The sequence below is a fragment of the Exiguobacterium artemiae genome (assembly GCF_033342815.1).
In the GTDB taxonomy this organism is placed as follows: domain Bacteria; phylum Bacillota; class Bacilli; order Exiguobacteriales; family Exiguobacteriaceae; genus Exiguobacterium_A; species Exiguobacterium_A artemiae_A.
Genome location: NZ_JAWPEN010000014.1, coordinates 1 through 21,862 on the forward strand (window position 1 = coordinate 1; position 21,862 = coordinate 21,862).

24 protein-coding genes and 1 pseudogene are annotated in these 21,862 nt (G+C 46.8%); 23 read left to right on the top strand and 2 right to left on the bottom strand.

The window, feature by feature from the left end; translation table 11 throughout:
* From R7V76_RS12390 to R7V76_RS12470, 17 genes and pseudogenes are all read left to right on the top strand, one after another.
* On the top strand, positions 1-234 hold a 234-nt coding region (locus R7V76_RS12390; RefSeq protein ID WP_318092787.1), incomplete at its 5' end, for an IS30 family transposase.
* Between the two features lie 490 nt (positions 235-724).
* Positions 725-1,842 (top strand): annotated as a pseudogene (gene tnpB, locus R7V76_RS12395) (IS200/IS605 family element RNA-guided endonuclease TnpB).
* Positions 1,843-2,319: 477 nt separating this feature from the next.
* Complete coding sequence (locus R7V76_RS12400) at positions 2,320-2,676, top strand: hypothetical protein (protein WP_318092788.1); 357 nt, start codon at positions 2,320-2,322, stop codon at positions 2,674-2,676.
* Between the two features lie 318 nt (positions 2,677-2,994).
* Positions 2,995-3,483: a helix-turn-helix transcriptional regulator gene (locus R7V76_RS12405; RefSeq protein WP_318092789.1), complete on the top strand. Its 489-nt coding sequence runs from the start codon at positions 2,995-2,997 to the stop codon at positions 3,481-3,483.
* Between the two features lie 350 nt (positions 3,484-3,833).
* Positions 3,834-4,022, top strand: a complete 189-nt coding sequence (locus R7V76_RS12410) for a hypothetical protein (RefSeq protein ID WP_214767752.1) — start codon at positions 3,834-3,836, stop codon at positions 4,020-4,022.
* Between the two features lie 14 nt (positions 4,023-4,036).
* Positions 4,037-4,261, top strand: coding sequence for a hypothetical protein (locus R7V76_RS12415; RefSeq protein ID WP_318092791.1), 225 nt, complete (start codon positions 4,037-4,039; stop codon positions 4,259-4,261).
* A gap of 92 nt (positions 4,262-4,353) precedes the next feature.
* Positions 4,354-5,445, top strand: a complete 1,092-nt coding sequence (locus R7V76_RS12420; protein ID WP_318092792.1) for a hypothetical protein — start codon at positions 4,354-4,356, stop codon at positions 5,443-5,445.
* Between the two features lie 25 nt (positions 5,446-5,470).
* Complete coding sequence (locus R7V76_RS12425; protein WP_318092794.1) at positions 5,471-7,837, top strand: VirD4-like conjugal transfer protein, CD1115 family; 2,367 nt, start codon at positions 5,471-5,473, stop codon at positions 7,835-7,837.
* 12 nt (positions 7,838-7,849) lie between these two features.
* A complete protein-coding gene (locus tag R7V76_RS12430; RefSeq protein WP_318092796.1) occupies positions 7,850-8,104 on the top strand; it encodes a hypothetical protein in 255 nt (84 codons plus the stop codon).
* 16 nt (positions 8,105-8,120) lie between these two features.
* Positions 8,121-8,549 carry a hypothetical protein gene (locus R7V76_RS12435; RefSeq protein WP_318092798.1) on the top strand — a complete coding sequence of 143 codons (429 nt, stop codon included), beginning with the start codon at positions 8,121-8,123 and terminating at the stop codon, positions 8,547-8,549.
* Between the two features lie 24 nt (positions 8,550-8,573).
* Positions 8,574-10,523: a pLS20_p028 family conjugation system transmembrane protein gene (locus R7V76_RS12440; RefSeq protein ID WP_369076252.1), complete on the top strand. Its 1,950-nt coding sequence runs from the start codon at positions 8,574-8,576 to the stop codon at positions 10,521-10,523.
* A gap of 4 nt (positions 10,524-10,527) precedes the next feature.
* Positions 10,528-10,839, top strand: a complete 312-nt coding sequence (locus R7V76_RS12445) for a DUF5592 family protein (protein WP_214892436.1) — start codon at positions 10,528-10,530, stop codon at positions 10,837-10,839.
* 4 nt (positions 10,840-10,843) lie between these two features.
* A complete protein-coding gene (locus tag R7V76_RS12450) occupies positions 10,844-11,479 on the top strand; it encodes a hypothetical protein (protein ID WP_318092804.1) in 636 nt (211 codons plus the stop codon).
* A gap of 7 nt (positions 11,480-11,486) precedes the next feature.
* Positions 11,487-13,430: a VirB4 family type IV secretion system protein gene (locus tag R7V76_RS12455; RefSeq protein WP_318092806.1), complete on the top strand. Its 1,944-nt coding sequence runs from the start codon at positions 11,487-11,489 to the stop codon at positions 13,428-13,430.
* Complete coding sequence (locus R7V76_RS12460) at positions 13,430-14,536, top strand: lysozyme family protein (protein WP_318092808.1); 1,107 nt, start codon at positions 13,430-13,432, stop codon at positions 14,534-14,536. Before R7V76_RS12455 ends, R7V76_RS12460 begins: the two co-directional genes overlap by 1 nt.
* A gap of 13 nt (positions 14,537-14,549) precedes the next feature.
* The gene (locus R7V76_RS12465; protein ID WP_318092810.1) at positions 14,550-15,107 is read left to right on the top strand and encodes a hypothetical protein; all 558 of its coding nucleotides are present in this window, start codon (positions 14,550-14,552) and stop codon (positions 15,105-15,107) included.
* The gene (locus R7V76_RS12470; protein WP_318092812.1) at positions 15,108-15,947 is read left to right on the top strand and encodes a hypothetical protein; all 840 of its coding nucleotides are present in this window, start codon (positions 15,108-15,110) and stop codon (positions 15,945-15,947) included.
* Between the two features lie 222 nt (positions 15,948-16,169).
* Here R7V76_RS12470 and R7V76_RS12475 read toward each other — a convergent pair whose 3' ends face one another.
* Positions 16,170-16,316 (bottom strand): hypothetical protein, encoded by a 147-nt coding sequence (locus R7V76_RS12475; protein WP_318092814.1) that lies wholly within the window; start codon positions 16,314-16,316, stop codon positions 16,170-16,172.
* Between the two features lie 136 nt (positions 16,317-16,452).
* Between R7V76_RS12475 and R7V76_RS12480 the strand changes: the two genes are divergently transcribed.
* The 6 genes from R7V76_RS12480 (at position 16,453) to R7V76_RS12505 (ending at position 20,314) form a co-directional block, all read left to right on the top strand.
* Entirely contained in the window at positions 16,453-16,704 is a 252-nt protein-coding gene (locus tag R7V76_RS12480) for a hypothetical protein (protein WP_318092816.1), read from the top strand.
* Positions 16,697-17,857: a MobP2 family relaxase gene (mobP2, locus tag R7V76_RS12485; protein WP_318092818.1), complete on the top strand. Its 1,161-nt coding sequence runs from the start codon at positions 16,697-16,699 to the stop codon at positions 17,855-17,857. The genes R7V76_RS12480 and mobP2 overlap by 8 nt, the downstream gene beginning before the upstream one ends.
* A gap of 11 nt (positions 17,858-17,868) precedes the next feature.
* On the top strand, positions 17,869-18,324 hold the full coding sequence (locus R7V76_RS12490; protein ID WP_318092820.1) for a hypothetical protein: 456 nt from the start codon (positions 17,869-17,871) through the stop codon (positions 18,322-18,324).
* Positions 18,321-18,599, top strand: a complete 279-nt coding sequence (locus tag R7V76_RS12495; RefSeq protein ID WP_318092822.1) for a hypothetical protein — start codon at positions 18,321-18,323, stop codon at positions 18,597-18,599. Before R7V76_RS12490 ends, R7V76_RS12495 begins: the two co-directional genes overlap by 4 nt.
* A 5-nt stretch (positions 18,600-18,604) precedes the next feature.
* Complete coding sequence (locus tag R7V76_RS12500; RefSeq protein WP_318092824.1) at positions 18,605-20,068, top strand: ArdC-like ssDNA-binding domain-containing protein; 1,464 nt, start codon at positions 18,605-18,607, stop codon at positions 20,066-20,068.
* Positions 20,069-20,152: 84 nt separating this feature from the next.
* Entirely contained in the window at positions 20,153-20,314 is a 162-nt protein-coding gene (locus R7V76_RS12505; protein WP_318092826.1) for a hypothetical protein, read from the top strand.
* A 59-nt stretch (positions 20,315-20,373) separates the two neighbouring features.
* Here the strand turns inward: R7V76_RS12505 and R7V76_RS12510 are convergent, their stop codons facing one another.
* Positions 20,374-21,801, bottom strand: coding sequence for an SIR2 family protein (locus tag R7V76_RS12510; protein ID WP_051656374.1), 1,428 nt, complete (start codon positions 21,799-21,801; stop codon positions 20,374-20,376).
* Positions 21,802-21,862 lie beyond the last annotated feature (61 nt).

A 21,862-nucleotide genomic window follows, 5' to 3' on the forward strand; every position in this document is an offset into this window, starting at 1 on the left:
ACGTTAGGCGTACCGATGTATTTTGCGGATCCGTATTCTTCTTGGCAACGTGGAAGTAACGAGAACGCCAATGGTCTTCTCCGTGAATTTTTCCCGAAGGGGACGGATTTCGGAAAGGTTAATCGTTCTGAACTCGCCCAAGCGCTCGCCTGGATCAATGGGAGACCACGGAAATGTCTGAACTGGAAAACTGCATACGAGGTCTTCTCGGAAGAAGTGTTGCACTTAATTTGACAAACCGTCAAATAAAAACAATTTTCCTCGACTATTCTCATTAATGAATAAAAGTATTTTTATTCATTATACAAAATATGTAATTTTTTTAAAACAGACACAATATACAAAAAAAAATTCAGTTCTCATTTTTGAATCAAATAAATTTCTTAAATATATGAAGACTCAACCTTAAAAACTAAAGGAAATGAGATTAATTAAACTGGAGCCACGAACGCTCCAACATAAATATGATAGAAATGCTTGCTATACTTTGACATTACTGATACGTTTAGTTACTTTGTTGTACCTTGTTTTGATGAATTACTGATCAAGCTTTATGTCAAGAAGGACGAGGCACTTTATTTATCAAAAATAGGCGATTCATCTCCCACTTTCACTTCTAAACGAAGTGAAAGTGGGAGATGAATCGCCAGCCAGCCTTTCGGGTATATTCCCTTCAAAGGACAAAGCCTACAAATTCAGAATCTACCCCACGAAAGAGCAAGAAATGCTAATCGCGAAAACGATTGGGTGTTCGCGATTCGTCTTCAACCACTTCTTGGCGAAGTGGGAGGAAACGTACAAGACTAATGGAAAAGGACTGTCCTACGGCTCTTGTTCCAAAGAAATTCCTTCGTCAAAGCAGGAGTTCGACTGGTTGAAGGAAGTCGATAGCACTTCTGTTCAAACGAGCGTCAAGCATCTTGCTGATGCGTTTGACCGTTTCTTCAACAAGCAGAACGAACATCCTCGATTCAAGTCCAAGCGGAATCCCGTCCAATCGTATAAGACCAATATCCAAGGGAAATCTCAACTTCCCGAAGCCTCTATTATCGGGAACAAGTTAAAAATTCCGAAGCTGAAATGGGTACGTTTCGCCCATTCGAAACAGGTCACAAGCCGTATCTTGAACGCAACCATTCGACGAAACCCTTCAGGAAAATACTTCGTCTCCCTGCTCGTCGAGCAGGAGATTAACGAGCTGCCAAAGACCGGTTCATCCGTCGGCGTCGACGTCGGACTCAAGAACTTTGCCATCCTGTCGGACGGAACGATGTACCAGAACGACCGTTACTTCCGATCGCTTGAGAAGAAACTGGCGCGTGAACAACGTAAGCTCTACCACCGTCAATGCATCGCTATGGCCAAGAAAGTGAAGCTTTCCGAGGCGAGGAACTATCAGAAGCAGAAGCGAAAAGTCGCTCGCATCCATGAAAAGATTGTCAACAAGCGCACTGACTTCCTGCACAAGGTATCGACCGAGATCGTCAAAACCGACGACGTCATCGGCATCGAGAACTTGCAGGTGAAGAACATGCAGAAGAACCGCAAATTGAGCAAAGCCATCTCTGACGTCAACTGGTCAGCGTTCTTCCGCATGCTCGAATACAAGGCGGACTGTACGGGAAAACCGTCGTGAAGGTCGGAAAAACCTTCGCGTCGAGTCAACTCTGCTCGAGTTGCGATCATCAACACAAGGACGTGAAGCATCTAGGCTTGCGTGAATGGACATGTTCGAATTGCGGGATCCACCACGACCGGGATGTGAACGCAGGACTGAATCTCAAACGAGAAGCTGAACGTATCTTAGCTTCTTCAACCGTCGGGACGACGGGGTTAGCCTGATCAATTTTCAACCGTTAGGTCGGATAACTTAGGAATCCTCCACCTCTAAACGAAGCGTAGGTGGAGGTAGTTCAATAGATAACTCAGATTTAAATTATTCGGTTGCATCATAATATAAAAGGGCCTAGTTCAAGTATCTAAAGGTTATACGTGCTCAGTTGTTACAAGTCAGTCGTTCTATAAAATCGAAATAGGATTTGCTTATTATGGCTGCAAAAAAGATTTGCGATTGTTAATGCTTTTAGATATGGTGGAAAAGCACCTAGTGTTGTAAAGGATGTAGTATCGCCGGCAACTGCTAAATACATTAAGAAGAATTCAAGTAAAATCGCTAACGCTATTGATGGAGCTAGTGACATGCTTCACGGTGCAATCTATCAATCACTTCTAAAAGCAAATGTACCAAAGGCAATCGCTCGAAATATCGCTTGGGCAATTGATGCATTTTTACTTTGATTTTTTTAGGGAGAGGTCGCTTTGAATAGATCAGATACAGATTATCAATACTTAATCGATGAGATTGAAAAATTAAAGTTTCATAATCGTTCTTTATTAACTTTGATTGGAAATTTACATGAAGAAGAATTAGAGAATACTACGATTCACGAAGCAGTCGTTTCATTCGATCTTTCTAAAAATGATTTACGTGAGTTGAAAGAACTGATCATGAATTACGATAAAAATCGATTTGCTTTTGAACAAAAAGCATTGCTCATCAATCCTGTGTTTTCTAGAGATAATCTACTTTTCATTATCGAATATTTTGTTAACTCTGAAATGTTTACTAATATGGGAAACGAAATCTTGAATGATTATAAAAAAATAAATAATTGAGTACGATCAATCCTGTATGTCATTCCTGAAGCGTCATGAGTCGAGAATTAATAGACTCATGATGCTTTTCATATGTATAAATAGACTATCTTAGTCCACTCTTTATTAAAAAATTTACAATTTGAATACACATTCACTATATCTTTGATAATTTTATAAAATTAGTCTTGATACAACTAGTACCGTCATTATTCGACATATGTAATAAAGTTGACATATTAAAATATAAGTTGAATTAACAGAATAATCTGCTATATTCTAACTATCAACAGGAAAACATTGTCATACATCAGTTCTCGAAGGAAAGGAGCATTTCTTATGTACCGCTTCGGAGAGTGGTTACGACGTGAACGTCTAGAGCATGGTTGGAGTCAGGTAGAGTTAGCAGAAAAGACGTATGGAGAGATTTCGCAGGCAGCAATCAGCGCCTATGAACGAAATCATTCGCTTCCTTCTATCCTTGATGTCCAAATCCTTGCGACAGCCTGTGAGAAGACACTTGGATCCATCCCTTGGGATGAATTCGACTTAAGAACAAAGAAAAAACGAAATTGGTCAAACCTGAAGCAAGAACGCTTTGACTTAGCAGAACTCCCGCTCGCGGATTCTGTCCGCACATTCGACGGTAAGACGTATCAACTCCATGGTCGAATTGCAATCGAGCAAGAGAGCAAGGAAACTCAAGAAATTTCGCAACTCTATTACCGGATTCGGACCGTCGTTGGGGAGAATCAAGTCATCGCAAAACGGAAGCATCCGGATGACGAACTGATTCACGTCTCACGTCGCAGACTCGTTCATCAGTAAACGATCTATAAATGGGTAATTACTTATGAAATACTATGAAATAAGGACAAAAGGAATTGATAACCGTAGCAGCATATCGCTAAGGACAGTCACTCCAATCACATACCGGCGTGTCCCTCATGTGTGACCGAATGAGCGGGATATACGCAGAAATGGTTCGGCGAGAGTCGCCTAAAACTCGCCCACAGGTCACGTATTCGTTAAGGGTCATCGAAAAACCCTAAGCAGACGTCCGATATCGGATGTCAGAGTTCGTGGGGAAACGTGCTCTAAACCCACCGTCTTGCTTGACTCCGACTGTCCTTAAGGATGTGCTGCTGCACATCAACCTCAAGGAAGGAGTGTACGCTATGCCGACACGTGAACAGAAGCAGAACAAGACCTTTGCCGAAAAGTTACTCCGGATCCAAGGAAAAGACTATGAGGAATGGCTCGATGTTCAGCATCAGCTCGTCATTCAGGAGAACCAGGAACTGATCTTAGAAGCACTTGACTCAAAACTGAACGTCACATCGCCTGCATCCGCGTCACAGGATTGAGAGGAGGAAAACAGATGGGATTGACTGAGACAGGACTCAGCTTGCTCCAGTTCTTTCAAGGACTCGCCGTCATCGCCGCAGCCATCGCCTTCGCAGTTGGTGGCTTCTACTTCATCTTCGGGGGAGATCGTGGACGATCTAAAGCCGTCGGTTGGCTCGTCGGCGGTGCCGTCGGTCTGATCATCGTCATGGGTGCCGTCACGCTCGCGGAGATGGTCAACGATAACATCAAATTCTAATTGAACAAGCGATCAAACAGACCGTCATTCCAAACTGGATGGCTTTTTTTATTGCCTTCGTTACGATGTCTTGCTTCAAAGGAGGAGAATGTATGCTCTTTGTCCGTTTCACTGATGTAGCGAAAGAAGCCTTCCCGAACTACGAGCGTCTCCCATATGAGGAGGCGCTTTTATTATCCACACAAGTCCATCAAGGGGCACAGCAAGCGAATGAACGGTTCGCAAGTGAGTTCCGAATCTTTGATGATGCCGACCAGCTCGTCTACAAAGGAACGTTCCAGTTCGGCGACACGACCTATCCGAATCTTTATTTGCAGCTGAAGGATCGAATCCCACGCATCCGAATCCGAAAGGAGGATGCGACGAAAAAAATCCTATTACTAGAGAACCTAGAACGCTTGACGCCGGAATCCTACAAGACGATGACGACGTCAGCGATTCAGCAACATCCGGACGCGACACACGTCTCCCGTTTACGTCGCGGACAGCGCCGTCTCGTCTACGGCGTCAGTGGTGTCAGTCTGTTGCTCCTCGGTACGCTATCCGTTGTCCAACTTATACAGCCGGATCCACCAAGTGGTGTCCAAGCGGCAACGTCAGATTGGCAGCCGCTTTATGAAGTAGCGTTGACCGGAGAGACCGAACCGCTCATACAACGCCTGGAAAAACAAAAGTCATGGAGTAACGAACAACAAGAGTTCCTCATTACCCAGTACGTCGAAAGAGAAGACTATGATCAGGCGGTTGCTGTGACGAACGATCCGATCGACGTCGAGACAATCATCATGCAGTCGAAGCCATTCGCAACAGATCGTCAAGAGACACTGCAAGCGTTCCAAGGGGTCCACCCGACGGATGAAGGGGCCTTCGATCTCGCCATCCTAAAGAAAGACTATAAACGTGCGGTCTCCATCCCGGGTGTCGAGATGACGACCGCGCGCAAAGAGGCGAAGACACGTGCCTACATCGCGTTGAAAGATGTGACAAAGGCACAAGAAAGCGTCAAGCTGGTCCAAAACGAAGAATTGAAACAGCAAGTGGCAACACTTGTCCAGTTAGATGAAGAGATTCAAGCACTCGAAGATCAAAAACGACAGTTATCCGAGAAGACGGACAAAAAAGAGCTGGAGAAGCTCAATGAGTCGCTCGAAGCGAAGCAAAGACAAGCCTCTTCTCTTCTTTAATGAAAGTGTGGTGACTGAAATAATGATGAACTTCTCATTTCGCTCTCTCGCTACATCTGCTTGGCTGTGGCGATGCCTTGCCTTTTTGATCGCTTTACCAGCTGTATTGTTCTTAGTACTCAATGTCGTGTTTCAGTTCCTGCAGCAGACGATCCAAAATCTCTTCGAGGACGGGAAGTTGACGACCGGTTCCCCACTTCAATACGATCCGAGCTGGTGGACGACGCTTGCCTGGTCGACCTCCCTCGCGTTCGCTTTGTTCGGCGTCTGCTTCCTCTTAGGAGGATTTCTCTTATTAAAGTATTGGCTCAATTTCCGTGATCTCAAAGAAGCACAGAAAGGAAGTGCCCGCTTCACGACGTTCCAAGAGCTGAAACAGCAGTATCGGGACGTTCCAGACCGTAAAGAGACGTACACCGGATCTGGTGGCGTCCCGGTCGGCCGTTATCGCGATCGCTTGTATATCGATGACAGTGCCGTCAACAATCTCGTCATCGGGACAACCCGGTCCGGGAAAGGCGAGACGTTCGTCTTCTCGACGATTGATCTCTACAGTCGTGCCGAACGTCAAGCGAGTCTAATCATCAATGATCCAAAAGGAGAGCTATTCGCCGCCTCCAAAGAAACGCTCGAGGCACGCGGCTATCAGGTCGAGGTCCTGAATCTGATGAACCCGTCCCAATCGATGTCCTATAACCTGTTGCAGCTGACGATCGACGCGTATCTGGACGAGAACTACTCCCTCGCCCAGCAATATGCGCGTTCGGTCGCCTACATGCTCTATCATGACCCAAAAGCGAAGGATCCGTTCTGGAGTAACTCCTCGACGGACCTCTGCACCGCCTTGATCCTCGGTTTATGCGAACAAGCCAAACACGAACCGGAGAAGATCACGATGTATAACGTCGCCTTGATGTTGTCCGATCTCGGCTCACGCACGGTCACCGATGGAATGGGACAGGAACAATCGGCACTCGACGCCTTCTTCGCGGCGTTCCCGGAGAATCATCCGGCACGTATGCAGTACGCGACGCTTCATTTCTCTGGGGGTCAGACGCGCGCAAGTATCCTCGCCAATACGAATGCCAAGCTTGGGATCTTCACCCTTGATGCGACGGCACGATTGACGGCACAGAACTCGCTCGACATGAAACTGATCGGCTTCAACCGTTGGATACGCGGACGTGCGCTTCCCTTGTCACGGCTGACCTTCCACTTCCCAAGCGGAAAGCAGCTTTCCTTGACGACGGACGACGACGGGAGTTTTGTGCTCCATCACGAAGAAGCAATCGATATAGGTTCTGACATCACAGTGGAGAGTGAACAGCACACCTATACGATAATTCTCCCGGGTTGGAAGGACGAGGCGAATGGTATCTTCGACTGGACGACCGATGCCCCGATCGACATCCGGGAGATTCGCCAGCACCCGCGTCCGGTTGCCGTTTTCCTGATCGTTCCGGACTATGATCCGACGTTGAACGTCATCGCTTCACTGTACGTCAAACAAGTCTATACATCGCTAGCCCGTGTCGCCTCACAAGCGACGAGTGGACGTTGTGAACGGCAAGTCATCTTCTTGCTCGACGAATTTGGGAATATGCCAGCGATTGAAGGGGTGGCGAACATCATCACCGTCTGTCTCGGTCGGAACATTCGTTTCAACCTCGTCATCCAGTCCTACGCGCAACTCGAGAATCTCTACGGAGAGGATTGGAAGACCATCGACGGGAACTGCGGAAACACGCACTACCTATTGACAGCGGATGAGTCGACGGCAGAATTGATTTCGAAGAAACTCGGGGAGCAGACGATCGTCACGAAGTCTCGTTCCGGACAGACCTTCTCACTTTCGAAGTCGAAGACGGAGAGTGTCGATGGCCGGCGCTTGTTGACAGCAACAGAAGTCATGGGACTGAAGGAAGGCGAGATGCTGATCATTCGGGTCATCAAACGACAAGACAAGCAACAGAAACGGATCCAGTCCTATCCCCTCTTCCTGACCGGACGGACAGCGATGAAATACCGCTATGAATACTTGGCGGATGACTTCAACACGGACCGTTCCATCAACGATCTCGTCATTCCCTGCGCACATGCGCATCTCGACCTGAATACACTCCGAATCCCGTTCCAACTCGGTCCCTCAGTTGCATCGAAGCACGTTGAGGCGGATGAGGAGACATCTGATGCAACAGAATGGCGTGTCTGTGATGTCCTGCAACCGAAAATCCTCCGCTCCATCTTCGAGACGACAGAATACGACACCCTATCCATCACGGCGTTCGAGCAAGGCATCCTGGATAGGACAATCCCTGTGACGGACAACCAGCGTCACTTTTTGAAGACAATCATCAGTAAACGACTCGAGAAACTCCGTCATGGCGTCTAAGGAGGGCATCATATGACAGAACTGACACGCACGGAGCGCGTCCAGCGTGAACTCCGCGTCATCGCGACCATCATCAAGGAGAACAAAAAGCGTCTCCGTCGCGGTGAAGTATTGAACATCCAGACCCGGGACGGATTCCTCGTCGTATTTGAGGAAGAAGACCCAGACTCAGGCGACCGAAAAACTGTTACGCTTATAGACACATTCGATTTTCGGGTCCACGTCAGCAATGGCGATCTAACGGATCCGGAAGAGGTGTCATCATAGGAAAAGAGGTGGAGGCATGCAAGCGAAACGAGTACTCTCCGGACTATTGATTTCCTCTGCGTTACTTTTAGTCGGCTGTAGTGAAACTGAAGACTCTAGTCATGCGAATCAAGTAAAGTTATCCAAGGTAGAAAATCTAATGGATGGAAAACAAGAAGGATTCCTATTGATTTTAAAAGAAGAAGACGGAGATATCGGCTCATATCAAAGTAAATTTGATTCCGTAGCAAAAAAAAATGAAGTACCTATTCACATCTATAATACTTTTCAGCCCGATGCTAAAAAAATAGTGAATCGGGCGAACTTTGAGTATACCTCGACTCTAAAGGGCGAGAGTTTGTACTATGTGTCTAAAGGTAAGATTAAAGATACGCTAAACGTCAATCGCCTGACCGATGAAACCTTTACTGATACAGTCAATGAGTTTGTAGCTAATAATAAATAGGATGAAACGGAGGTCTGGATAGATATGTCTGATGCTCAGGTTATCCAGAAACTTACCGAATTCGAACGACTTTTTAATTTAAGTAATTTAGTCAACGATGCTCTGCGGACTGTGGGATGGATTTTTGTCAGAGGTCTTTCTTTGTTGATAGATTCACTCGAAAGTCTTACAGATGATATTTTGATGATCAAAACATTCTTTAATAATCCTCAAGTGGTTGAATTCGTTCAGACGATTCAACCTTTTTTGTATGTACTTTTAGCCGCTAGCTTTGTTTTTACAGGCTATCTCATCATTTTTCAGAAGAAATTTGATCGAGAAGGGCTTCTTATCAATATTTTCATTTCATTGATGATTTTAGGATTACTCTCACCTACGATGAAACAACTAAATGACTTCACCGACCAAGCAGTCAATCAAGCCAAGAGTGGTAGTATATACGGTTCTCAACAGGAAACTATATCTGAAACAATACTCAAAGAAAATTTAAACGATTTAGTATCATACGATAAAAATGACTTTGACAACTATACAGAAAATGAAGTGAAAAATAATGTTCCAACCAAATTGATCAAAGGATTACAGATTAATGAGGTGTTCGATAGCAATAAACTAGACGTATCCACTACTGGATCAAAACTTTCAAAATCATTTATCCTTTGGGACGGTAGTGAAGAAGTACTAGGCGAACTCGATCAAAGCGGACTTGATTGGAATAACCAATACTACTACCGTTATCACCCGAACTGGCTGACAATCCTCGTCACGCTCGGGGTGATGGGTTTCACCCTCTTCTCAATTGCCTACAAGCTGGCTCGCCTCTCGTTCGAGTTGGCTTTTAATTATGTCTTGGCGATTTTAGTGGCACCCGCTGATCTACACAGCGGACAAAAGACGAAGAAGGTCATTCAAAGCATCTTGAACACCTTTCTCGTCATCATTCTGATTTTCGTTTCGATCAAACTCTATACGATTGGAACGGCATACCTGGCCGATACACTGGACGGACTCACCTATTTGATTGCGTTGATAGCCTTTTCTGCCGCTTTGATTGATGGACCAAACATGGTCGAACGTCTCTTCGGGATTGATGCCGGTCTGAAGCGTGGTTGGGGTGTCGCACTCGGTGCATATGCTGTCGGGAAAGGAACCGCGAAAGTGGGCGCTCGTGTCGCCGGTCAGACGATGAAGATGGCGTCACGCCCTGCAGCTCCTTCGGTCTCGGAAGTAGCAAGTACGAAATTACCACCGAATCCGCCACCGAATGGCGGTACACCCGCGAGTCGTCCAGATCATTCGCCTGAAAGTGTTCCGACTCCATCACAAGCACAAGAACGGACATCTCACCCAGTGGAGCAAGAAAACCAGCGAGTCGAGTCGACTGACGAGGCAATGTACGATACGGAGCTTAAGAGCGGGACTGCAGCAGCATCACCCGAATCCGTTCCACATCGTCCAGACTCTGTTGCACAAGCAAAACCTGTGCCATCGACTTCGCAATCGACAATACCTGCTACACAACCGAAGATGTCCAATCTGTCGTCGAATGAACAACAGGTTACTTTACCTGATGAGCTCGAAGCGCCTGAAATGCCTACGACATCTCATCAGGTCACACAGTCTCCACAGTCTCCACAGACTTCCGAAGTAAATCGCAAGCCTGTTACTTCTTCAGCGAATTCGACACCATTCGACAAAACGAACACTAGTGCGTCCGTTCATTCTGTGGAGACAACAGAGAATGTGCCTCCGAACGTCACATCGTCTAGCTCTTCCAGTAGCTCATCGTCAACCAGTGATTCGCAGGAGACGTCATCCGGAACGCAGCGTCAGCGAAAATCCATCTATCAGACACTCGAGACTACGACACAAAAAGAACTCAAGCATGTCGAACAAGCCCAGACGCGCGTGACGCAGGAATCGTCCCGGATGTACTCGACCGATGCTCCGCGGCTAGATCCAAAAAAGGAGTGAGACCATGCAACAGCGCCAGTACCGGATTCCGAACGAAGTCACGACCGAGCTGAAGATCAACAAGATGCTCTATCTCTATGATTTACTCTTTCTCGTCGCCTTGATCATCGTCCGGTTGATTGCCCTGCCGTTCATCCCGGACGTCTTGCATCTTCCGTTCACATTCTTCCTCGTCGCATTCGGACTCTTCCTCGTCATCCGCCCAACGACGAATCCAGAGAAACGGATGATTCACGTGCTCTATTACGCGCTGATGAAGAAGAAAGACACGTATATCGCATTGACAGACGGTAAGGACGGATCGAAAGGAGCGTGATGGCATGAGTTTATCGGAAGAGAAACGATCTAAAATAATTCCGACGACAGACATTACTTGGCTCGATGAGATGCAACTGACGACACCTCCAACACGGAAGGAAAAACGCATCCGGATCCCACCATCCGTCGCCGTGCTTCTACCGATTGTTGATGCCACAGCGCTCGATGGATTCGAGATGCAAGACGGAACATTCTGCGACATCATTCAACTGACTTCAAAAGATATCTATGGGTTGTCCGAGACGGAGAAGGATCATGACATCTTCTCTCTCGCCTATCTGTTGCAGGCGTACATTCATCCGTTGAAGGTGATTCCGCTCAATACACCGCTTAATTTGGAGAAACAGAAACAGCGCATCGAACGACAGCTACGGCAAAATCAAAACGCCGCCTATCGTCCGTTCCTGCAAAAGAAGAAACAGGAACTGATCTACCTTGAGGAGCATCGCACCAATCGCGATTATCTCCTCTTTTTTTATGCGCCGGATGAGGCAATGTTGCGGGAACGAAAACACCAATTGATGAAACTGCTTCGACGCAGCAACCCGATGGTCGAACTGACGCTCGAGCAGAAAATCCATGTATTGTTCCAACTACACAACCCGAATACGAAACCGACTCAGGAAGGAAAGGAATGATGACGTCATGTGGCGCACACGTTTCCTACGGAAGCAGGACCCCGAGACGATTAAACAACAGGACGGCTACAATCCGACTTTCGTTCAAACCATTCAACCGCAAGGCGGACTACGCTTCGAGCCGAACTATGTCCGGACCGGTGACGGGTATCTCGCCTGCCTCCATGTCTATAAATATCAATCGACCGTCTACGACTTCTGGCTCGAGCCGATCCTCAACCTCCCCGGCGTCCTGACGACGCTCGACATCGGGACGGCAGACAAACGAGAGATGATCCGGACCATCAACAAATCGATGGCCGAGCAGAATACGCGCTTTGAGAATGCGAAAGATAATATCGACCGGATTGATGCGCGCGAGACTTACAAAGAATTGAATGAACTCTACGAACAGATCACGCAAGGCGAGACGATGAAGTACCTGCATCTCCGACTCTACGTCAAAGCGAAGACACTCGACGTACTCGAACGCCAAGTTCAGGACGCAATGGAAGAACTCGAAGCACGAAATTTCCGTGCAACCGTCTTCCTGAACGAACAGGAATGGGAATGGCAGAGTCTCTTCCTCAGCTACGAGCAACAACAAAAACTACCGAACCGACGCCGGGGGAAAGAGATTCCGTCGCTCTCCATCGCAGGTGGTTATCCGTTTCATTTCACGTCGCTACAGGATTCGACTGGGACTTACTACGGGACGACGGATACGAACGGCAGCGTTATCTTCGACTTGTTCCATAAGGACAAGCAACGGAAGTTCTACAACGCGTTGATGATCGGCAAGATGGGCTCCGGGAAGTCAACGTTGCTCAAGAAGACGGTCCTCGATCAAGCGATCAAAGGGAACCACGTTCGCATCTTGGACGTAACGGGCGAGTTCTCCGATCTCGTCCGACAGCTCGGTGGAAAGGAGATTGCACTCGACGGTTCCGCCGGACGCATCAATCCGCTCCATGTCTATAAGACGGTCACACATGCCGACGGCTCGGCGGATGAAGCTCTCTCGTTCATGCAACACCTATCGAAGATTGCTGTCTTCTATCATTACATCAATCCGGCAGCCTCACAGGAAGAAGCGAACGAGTTCGAGATTCTGCTCCGTCAGCTCTACCTTGAAAAAGGGCTCTGGAACGAGGACGGTGACGCCCCGATCACGACGCATCCAGCGAACACCTATCCCATCTTCTCCGACTTCTTAGCGCTTGTCCGCTCCGAATTGTATGCCGATGCAACACGGACATCGATCCGCGAGACCATCAGCACGAATCGTGTCAGACGGCTAGAGAACATCGAACTCGCCATCACGAATCTTGTCCATAACTACGGCAACATCTTTGATGGGCATTCTTCGATTGAGCGGTTCGATGAGGAAGCGATCGTCTCGTTCCCCTTACGCAACCTGACGAACCTGAAGGACGAGATCTTCCAGGCACAGGTCTTCAACCTGATGAACATGCTCTGGGATGGGATGATCCTCAACGGTGCCGGACAACTGCGCAGCTACAACCAAGGTGAGCTACTGATTGAAGATGCTTTCAAGTATCTGATCGTCATCGATGAGGCCCACCACCTGATCAACACGCGTGACATCGCACAACCGGCGATCCTTTATCTACAACAATTTATGCGAGAAGCGCGGAAATACTTCGGTGGTATCTTCTTCGCCTCGCACTTGATCACGGACTTCGTCCCGACTGGCTCGAAGTCGGAGAACGCGGAGAACGTCAAGACGTTGTTCCAACTGACGCAGTATAAGTTCATCGGCGAGCAGGATGCCGAGAGCATCCCGACGATCCAGACCGTCTTCGACGGACAACTGACCGAGAGTGAGACGCGGTTGATCCCGTCGCTCGAGACCGGACGCATCGTCCTTAGTATCTCCGGTGTGAAGACACTGATCTTTGATGTTGATGTCTCACCCGAGGAGCTGACCTTGTTCGGAGGTGGTGCCTGATGTGGAGTACAGTCCGGCAATCGGCACGTGTCGCCGTCCGGATGAAATGGCGACTCCTGACCTTAAAGTATCGTCTGATTGCCCTCGGTATCGCGCTCCTTCTCTTCCTGCTCATTATCATCGTCGCAGGCATTCTCGATACGTTGACTGGAATCGAAAACGATCAGGCGACCGAGGCACCGATTGCTTATTCGGACGCGAGTCTACAAGTCAGTGATGACGTCTTACAATATCGCGAGACGATCGCACGCGAATTAAAGAAGCAACAACTCGAGGGACAGACGAACGTCGTCCTCGCCTTGATGATGCAGGAAAGCGGTGGACGTGGGAATGATCCGATGCAAGCCAGTGAATCGAAGTGCGGACGGATCGGCTGCATCACCTCTCCCGATGAGAGCATTCGTTATGGGGTGAAACACTTCGCATCAGTCTTCCGACAAGCGAACCAAGACGTCAAGTTGACACTCCAGAGTTACAACTTCGGTGGTGGATTCATCGATTACGTCCAAGAAAAAGGTAGACGCTATACGAAACAACTCGCGATTTCTTTTTCCCAGATGATGTACCAACGCGTCAAGAAGAGCGGCATCTATCAATGCCATCGTCCGAGCGCAATCGAGCATCAAGCCTGTTACGGTGACATCGAGTATGTTGATGCTGTCCTCCGTTATCTGACACCGACCGTACTAGCGGGAGGCAAGACAGGACCGATCAAAGGAAAACTTCATGCTCCGCTCGACATCCCGCTGCAGATGACGTCGGGGTTCGGATCACGGATTGTTTTCGGAAAGACGGACGTTCATACGGGGATCGATTTCAGTTGTCACGATACCGATACCGTCCACGCCGTCCGTTCCGGTACCGTCACCTATAGTGGTCTACGCGGACCGTATGGACAGTTGATTCAAATCAAACAGGGCGACTGGATTACCGCTTACGCCCACCTTTCCGCACGTCAGGTTAAGACGGGTCAGAAGATTGAGGCTGGGCAGGCGATCGGGATGTGTGGTTCGACCGGACGTTCGACGGGCAATCATCTGCACATCGAATTCAAAACGAGTGATTGGTCCGGTCATATTGATCCAGCACCACTCTTTTCACTATAAGGAGGGATACACCATGGCATTGACGAGTCGTCATCTCCTGTGGCTCGTGTTGTTCTGTCTGTTGCTGTCGATCAGTGCCAATGTCTATCAATATCGCTCAATGGCAGCAGTTGAACCACATCGAATCGAAGAGAAAAACGAGAATCATGTGTTACCAAAAACGACAGTGTCAGATCCGCCCATCTCGAGTGGCGAACAAGAGCAAGAACAAAATTCAATCATTTCGAAGGACGCGGAACGGTTCATTACGTTCGCCTTCACATGGGAGGATGGGACCTATCCCACACGCAAACGACAAGCCAATCAGTATATGTCGGAGTCCATCAAACAGACGTTATTTGCGAGTAGCGGAAGTGATAGCAAGTTCACCGCCTCCGTCTCGGACATCGAAGTCTTTCCAAGTCGGGACGATCCAGAGCATTGTCTCGTCCGCTTCAAACGGACATTGACGATCGATACCAATGGTTATGAAGAGACGTCTGAAGAATTAGTTGAACTGACCTTTACGTATCAAGATGGACGATACATCGTTGATCAGATGAAGAGTCTTCAAACGTCAGGAGGTGTCTAAATGCATCTAGGAAAGCGAAAGACATTGACCCGTGACTGGTCGCGCCTGTACCTCGGAACAGGTCTATTCTTCTTGATTGGCTTTCTGTTTTTCGGTTTCTCTTCCCTCTTCTTTGCTGAGGAACAACCGATCAATGCGACACCCATCGGCGAAGAACAACGGTTAACGAATGGACAGACCGTCACGCTTCTCGACTGGTCCCATGATGTGCAGAGGAAACAAATGCGCATCCGTCTCCAGTTCGATCAACCTCAAGACTACGTGTCAAAGCTTGTGGCACGAATCGCATATAAGGAACGCCCGACAGATGAGCAACGCGTCCGTGTCGTCTATCAGCAGGACGAGCACTACATCTTTGAAATCGAAGATGTACCGCGTGACTTTGATCAACTAGCACTCCGCTTGTATGTCATGAAGCCTGAACAGTCACTCGAGAAGCTGAGTGTGACGAAGCGAGAAGACGCGCTCGTCGAATCACTCTATATGGATCAACGACGTGTCCTAAAGACATCACTTTCTATTCAACAAGCGGACGATTATGCACAACTTTTTCTAGCTGACGAGCACCTGCAAAGTCGAAAACGGATCAAGAACATGAAGCTTGAACAGACGGAATATGCTTCCCTCATTCAACAGATTGAACAGGATATTGAGATAAAACAAGCCACCTTACCCGATCTTACACTCGATGAACAAGTCGAACGTGAGGACGAAATCTTCAATCTGAAGCAGGACAAAAAAGACGCACTGTTACGACAAATAGAATTGAAAAAACAACTCACGCAAGAAGAAAAAAGACAAGATCAGCTGCGCATTAAAGCACGTGAACTGAAATGGTAAGGTGGCAAACACCGTGCCAAAATGCCGTTTTTAGTGGCACGCGGTGTGACCTTTTGGCGATTTTGATGATATCAGGGAAACACTAGGCTCCGCCTAGGCTAGCACGCTGAGTGATAGCAGTTTCCCCTTATGCTCTTTTTCACGGTTTTTGAACTATTTTTGATTTTTCTCCTCTAAAAAAATCGACGTACATTTAGTCATTCTATCGACTTTCATCAACGCTTAGATTGATTCTGTTGCGTCACTTTTTTCGAACCTCCTGCTCTCACAACGTTGGATCTTCGACCAGATATTTTTCAAAAGTTCGACGATCAAGGAGACGCTCACGGCTTCTCCAAGTGCGTAACTGTGTTCGATGATGGGTTGCATATGTTTCCTCCGTTCTTCGTCTAAGTAGGATCACCTTTCTCACTTCTAATGACAGGAAGAGCGAGTGAATTGTTCGGAAAACTTTTTATTTTTTAAATCATTAAGACTGACTTTCCTGATGAAAGGAGGAAGACGAATGGATCTCTTGATTCGTGACATCGATCCCCGATTCGTCAAACAACTCGACGAACAGGCGGAGAAACAGATGTGTTCTCGACAAGAATTGTTGAAAGGATTGTTGACGACCTGGTGTGCAGACGGCGTCCAGTCGACACAGGTCGAACGCCTCGAACGACAGCTCGAAGCGAATACCTTACACCTGAAGCGGAGTGCAACCGAACTCGAACTATTGACTACACTCTTCCGTGAGGTGATGCAGGATGAGTAACATTCCCGGCGTCATCATCAAGTCGAAGTTCAAGTTGCCGCAAGCAACTCGACGTGCGCGTCGTTATACGACCTACCTCAGCTACATCGATCGACCAGAGACAAAAGCGCGGTCGCATCAATTCGAGAACTATCACGACTATATGGAAGATGAACTGAAATCAAGCGGTCTGTTCACAGCGACGCAAGACCGATTGAATGCGAATGAACGAGAGCAGTTACGCGATATCTTCCGACGGGCACAAGAGAACGGCAGCATCCTCTGGCAAGATGTCATCTCGTTCGATGAAGCGTGGTTACAGGAAGTCGGTGTCAAAGAAAATCGTTACATCGATGAACAACGGTTAATGCAGGCGACACGGAATGCGACCGCGCTGATGATCGAAAGGGAACAGATGTTGCACGCAACATGGACCGCCGCCATCCACTACAACACGGACAACATCCATGTCCATGTCGCGACAGTCGAGACGATGCATCCACGCGAACGTGGCAAACGGAAACCAAAAACGATTGAGCAGATGAAGGCACAAGTCGTCCATACGCTTGCCAATCGGACACGGGAACAGGAGAAGTTGAATGCCTTCATCCGTGATGAAGTTCTCGCGCACAAACGAAATCATGCAACACTATCCGTTTCAAATCGCGTGCTATATCCGGAACTTGTACGCCAGTATAAAGCGATTCAGAAACGACTACCGAACGATAAACGGCAGTGGAACTACAACATGAACGGCATGCAAGAACTGCGTCCTTCACTCAATCAATTGACTGACACGTACCTTGCGACACACTTCGAGAAGGAGCATACCTTTTTCAAGCAACGACTCGATACGGAGGTCGCATTCTACGAGCGAAGTTACGGATCGGCATCTCAAGCATCAACTTATCGGAAGACGAAAGAACAGGATCTCTACACGCGGATGGGAAACGCCATCCTGTCCGAGATGCGTGAGTCGCTTACGTCATCCCAGAAGCTCGAGAAAACGAAGACATCCTCACCTAGACAAAGAATCCGATCAGCGTTTCGACGTGAACGAATCATGCAAGAGACACTCTATCGGATCGGACGACACATGAACGATGAGTGGGACCATATCAAGAATCAGCGTGCGTTTGAACAACTCGAACAGGAAGTCCAACACGAAAGGTAAGGTGACGGGCAATGGAGGAAACAAAACAAGTCCGGATCAAGATGAGTGCCGTGACCACTGATTTTTTAGAGGAATACCGGGAGAGAGAACGGTTGTCTGGGATTGGTCCGGCAATCGATCACATCATCCGTGACTATCAGGAGATGATCAAAAAGCAATGGGACTTGAACTATGTCAGTCGTTCCGTCTCGAAACAAATCGAGCAAGAGTTGACGACGTTCTGGGAAGAACAGATTTCAAAAAGTCTCTCTCCGTTACGAAAGAGCGTCCAACAAACAGACCTTCAAACACAGGTATTGATCGAATTGCTACAAGCCCTGATGCAGACGGAGAGCATCGAGGACATCATCCCGACGACCGAATACCGTCCCTCTTTCCTCGAGACAGCAGAGACGGCTGTCAGAAAGCGAATCGACCAACGAAAGCAACATAAACATTCAGATGAAGAAAGGATGACTCACAAATGAGACGACTCAAAGCCTTCACACTCGCAACGCTTCTCGAATTGCATCCGACCCACGTCACCGTCATGGTTCATCGAGCGCGCTACGACATTCCCCTTTCACAGGAGGAACACACGCTACTGCAGCTCTTGCAGGAAGAACCCTTGGTATTACTCCCGATATCACGTGATCGCTGTCAGTTACTACTCGATCGACTAGCTACCGACCCGATGGTATTAGAAGAGTTGAACGATTTTGAAGATGCTGCTGATTCATCCGTTTCGTCGGAAGGAGCGTGAGTAGTGTGGCATACAAGAAGAAAACGCGTGAGGATTACCAGAAGGAAGTCCAAGCGTTGACCGATAAAATGGAGACACAGCTCGCCTCACACTTCGTCAGTCAGGAAAGCATCAAGGAACACCTCGACTTCATGAGCCGGTTCCATCGCTACTCGACGCGGAACATGCTGTTGATCGAGGAACAGTTCCAAGGCGCCCGTGCCGTCGGTTCCTATGCGTACTGGGAGAAGCAAGGTGTCCAGGTCCAAAAAGGAGAGAAAGGAATCAAGATCTTCGTTCCCTCTCCCGTTACATTCATCAAACGAGAGACGGATTGGGTGGCTTGGAAGGACGCGACGAAGACGGAGCAAAATCGCGCTAAAGAAGGTTCTCTACCGACATGGAAAGCGATGTACTACAAGATTGGTCATGTCTTCGAGTACACACAGACCGATGCTCGGGAGAAGGGACTAGAAGTCTCCGAGCTCTTCGCTTCCTATCACCGAAATGGATCGATCCGTGAAGCAGAGTCATTTCGCCGCGCGTTGAACGGGATTGCCGAGACGCAAGACGTAAAAATACTCGATCAGCCGTTAAGCGAGCTTGGTACGGCAAAAGGATGCTTCTATCCAGAGCTGAATGCAATTGCACTCAATCCGCGAAATTCGGACATCGAGAACGTGACCGTCCTGATTCATGAACTCGCGCATGCCAATCTGCATAACTTGGAAAGGAATGAAGAACGCGGAATCGAGTTGAATCCGCACGAGCAAGAATTCCAAGCGGAGATGGTCGCCTACACAGTCGCGGCACACTTTGGTTTATCGACGGACGAGTTTTCGTTGTCGTATCTCGCCAACTGGACGCAAGGGAGAGACTTGCGCGATAAAGAAGACCTGTTGTACGAAGTCCATCAGACATCCGGTCATTTCATCCGTGATATCCATACTGCGCTCGAGAAGGAGCAAATCTTGGAACGCGAAGCATCACCGATTAAAATGATTGAGTATATCGAACAGACTGCACAGGTCACTGAACACGGATTACCATTAGCTGAACGGTTAGAACGAATCATGCAACATTCACCGGAGGACGTCGGTGCTTACCTGACGAGCATCGCCAAGCAAGACACGCAGCAAGACCTGTCATCGTTTGACGAACCGATGATGCTCGTCCATGGAGCGACAGACTTCTTCGAACCGTTCGCGAAAGCCAACGACCGTGACTTTGACGAACATGAGACCGTCGCCTACACGCTCGTCATCCCGGGCGAAGAACCAATCAGCCAACACTTCCGCATCCTCGATGATGCGATGGGACCGTATCATCACATCCTGAACACAGAGGTCGTCAGCAAGGAGACCGAACAATTACTTGAAAAGGCATGGTACGACGAGATGATTTCGACGGAAGACCGTGATCTAGAAAAGGTCCGACAAATCGTGACGCGTCACTCCAATGTACCAGAGCAAGATTTCCGTAGCCGTTAAAAACATGTCCTCTCCTCTTTTAAAATCAAGTACTATAAAAAAGTAGGATAAAACTGACAATACAGACAAGACGGAGGATTGAACATGACTAACAATCAAGCAATTGCTTATGCTGTTATCGCAATGGAGCAACTCGGCTACACACGTGAACAGATCGAAAAGGTCCAAGCGAGTATGCTGTCTGAAATGGACTGGACAGATGAAAAAACTGCTGAGAAAAAAGCTAGCGAAATCCTTAGTATCTAAATAGAAGAAAGCTTACTAATTTGAAAGTGAGCTTCCTTCTTAAATTATTCTGTATTAATTTATCTAGTAACTTCAATTTTTTCGTCGTTAGCATTAAACACTTCATATTCCTCACCATTTATTACCTTTGAAACTAGAACAAATGCTTCTTTAGAGTATCGGTGAAGAGGAGAAACTACTCCTAAGTCAACATGATAACGATTGCTTGAATCCTTGATAGAGAAACCTGTCTCTTCTTCAATTTTCACTAAAGCCTTATTAACTTTATGCCATGAACTGAAGCCGAGCTTTGTTCCTAGATCACTTAGTCTGTAAGGATAAGTAGCTTTCAATTGCTCTGGATCACTTATTGTTCCTAACCCAAGAATTGTTTGTTCAATTGTAGATTGAGTTTCTTCTTCGTCATGACTTTTTATGCCTAACATATTAGCCAAAGAATTTTCATCTTCAACTCTACTCATAGTGATCAAGTCAACTTCAAGATCAGTAATAGACTTACTTTTAATGATGTTGTAAACTTTTTCTTCAAGTATTTTCAAAGCAGATATATCTGATACGTCTTTCTGATTTAGATTCTCAAATAATTCTTCGTATGAATGCACTATTAAGTAGTTTACTCTAATACTTTTTCCTGATCCTAGGTCGATACTTTTTTCTGTTAATGGCTTTTGGTCATAACCAATAGGAACTTCGCTCCATTCAACAAACCAAATGTTCTCTACAATTTCTGAATCTGATTCAGCTACAACTTCAGAAATATCAGCCAGTATTTTTTTTACGTTAGGATCAGAAATAGAATACCCTAAAAATATTATTGGATGCTCCATAAAGAAAGTTAAAAGCTTAGCTACTAAATACTTACGCTTTTCATGGAAATGTATATAATCTTCTGAAGAAATTACTATTTCTTGTGGAGTATTAACACATCCATGTATTTTTAAAATTTGTCCAATATCTAAAGCTTTTTTAGATTTGATAACCTGTTGTCCTACAATAACTGAATGCTTAGGAAATAACGATTCAATTAACATGTCATAATTGGTCGTTATAATAGCATGTGGTTGCAATTTTCTAAGTAATTCTATTTCTGTTGCATATTCATGGTTTTCTAAATCAATTGAATGGCTTAGGTTTTTGAAAAAAGAACTGATTTCATGTTTTAAAAACATACTGGATGAAGTGTCTGCTTCAAATAGTTCATCTGGAAATATTGATTCTTTGTAATTGTCCCAAGCATATGTTTTGTACTCTTCAACTAGTAAACTTGCAATTTCTGGATTATCAGCTGTATTTTGAATATAGTATGCAACTGGGTACTTACAATTCGGATTTTTTTCGATTAAATGTTCTAGCAAACCAATCCATGATGGAGCCCCAATGTATCTTCTTGAAATTCCAGTACCTACGAATAATATCGGTCTAGTTCCACTGTCATCAATTATACTTTTTAATCTTCGATATGAATCTTCTAAATATTGTTCATACACAGCAGTTCACCCCCATTAATTTTTCTTTGACGATCATTAATCACTATTTTATTCGTATATG

Excerpts from the sequence above, each read along its gene's own strand:
- R7V76_RS12445 (WP_214892436.1), top strand. The coding sequence starts at position 10,528 with ATGCAACAGCGCCAGTACCGGATTCCGAACGAAGTCACGACCGAGCTG.
- R7V76_RS12490 (WP_318092820.1), top strand. The coding sequence starts at position 17,869 with ATGGAGGAAACAAAACAAGTCCGGATCAAGATGAGTGCCGTGACCACT.
- R7V76_RS12470 (WP_318092812.1), top strand. The coding sequence starts at position 15,108 with ATGCATCTAGGAAAGCGAAAGACATTGACCCGTGACTGGTCGCGCCTG.
- R7V76_RS12505 (WP_318092826.1), top strand. The coding sequence starts at position 20,153 with ATGACTAACAATCAAGCAATTGCTTATGCTGTTATCGCAATGGAGCAA.
- R7V76_RS12475 (WP_318092814.1), bottom strand. The coding sequence starts at position 16,316 with ATGCAACCCATCATCGAACACAGTTACGCACTTGGAGAAGCCGTGAGC.
- R7V76_RS12460 (WP_318092808.1), top strand. The coding sequence starts at position 13,430 with ATGTGGAGTACAGTCCGGCAATCGGCACGTGTCGCCGTCCGGATGAAA.
- R7V76_RS12495 (WP_318092822.1), top strand. The coding sequence starts at position 18,321 with ATGAGACGACTCAAAGCCTTCACACTCGCAACGCTTCTCGAATTGCAT.
- R7V76_RS12415 (WP_318092791.1), top strand. The coding sequence starts at position 4,037 with ATGGGATTGACTGAGACAGGACTCAGCTTGCTCCAGTTCTTTCAAGGA.
- R7V76_RS12405 (WP_318092789.1), top strand. The coding sequence starts at position 2,995 with ATGTACCGCTTCGGAGAGTGGTTACGACGTGAACGTCTAGAGCATGGT.
- R7V76_RS12480 (WP_318092816.1), top strand. The coding sequence starts at position 16,453 with ATGGATCTCTTGATTCGTGACATCGATCCCCGATTCGTCAAACAACTC.
- R7V76_RS12425 (WP_318092794.1), top strand. The coding sequence starts at position 5,471 with ATGAACTTCTCATTTCGCTCTCTCGCTACATCTGCTTGGCTGTGGCGA.
- mobP2 (WP_318092818.1), top strand. The coding sequence starts at position 16,697 with ATGAGTAACATTCCCGGCGTCATCATCAAGTCGAAGTTCAAGTTGCCG.
- R7V76_RS12440 (WP_369076252.1), top strand. The coding sequence starts at position 8,574 with ATGTCTGATGCTCAGGTTATCCAGAAACTTACCGAATTCGAACGACTT.
- R7V76_RS12455 (WP_318092806.1), top strand. The coding sequence starts at position 11,487 with ATGTGGCGCACACGTTTCCTACGGAAGCAGGACCCCGAGACGATTAAA.
- R7V76_RS12435 (WP_318092798.1), top strand. The coding sequence starts at position 8,121 with ATGCAAGCGAAACGAGTACTCTCCGGACTATTGATTTCCTCTGCGTTA.
- R7V76_RS12430 (WP_318092796.1), top strand. The coding sequence starts at position 7,850 with ATGACAGAACTGACACGCACGGAGCGCGTCCAGCGTGAACTCCGCGTC.
- R7V76_RS12450 (WP_318092804.1), top strand. The coding sequence starts at position 10,844 with ATGAGTTTATCGGAAGAGAAACGATCTAAAATAATTCCGACGACAGAC.
- R7V76_RS12410 (WP_214767752.1), top strand. The coding sequence starts at position 3,834 with ATGCCGACACGTGAACAGAAGCAGAACAAGACCTTTGCCGAAAAGTTA.
- R7V76_RS12420 (WP_318092792.1), top strand. The coding sequence starts at position 4,354 with ATGCTCTTTGTCCGTTTCACTGATGTAGCGAAAGAAGCCTTCCCGAAC.
- R7V76_RS12465 (WP_318092810.1), top strand. The coding sequence starts at position 14,550 with ATGGCATTGACGAGTCGTCATCTCCTGTGGCTCGTGTTGTTCTGTCTG.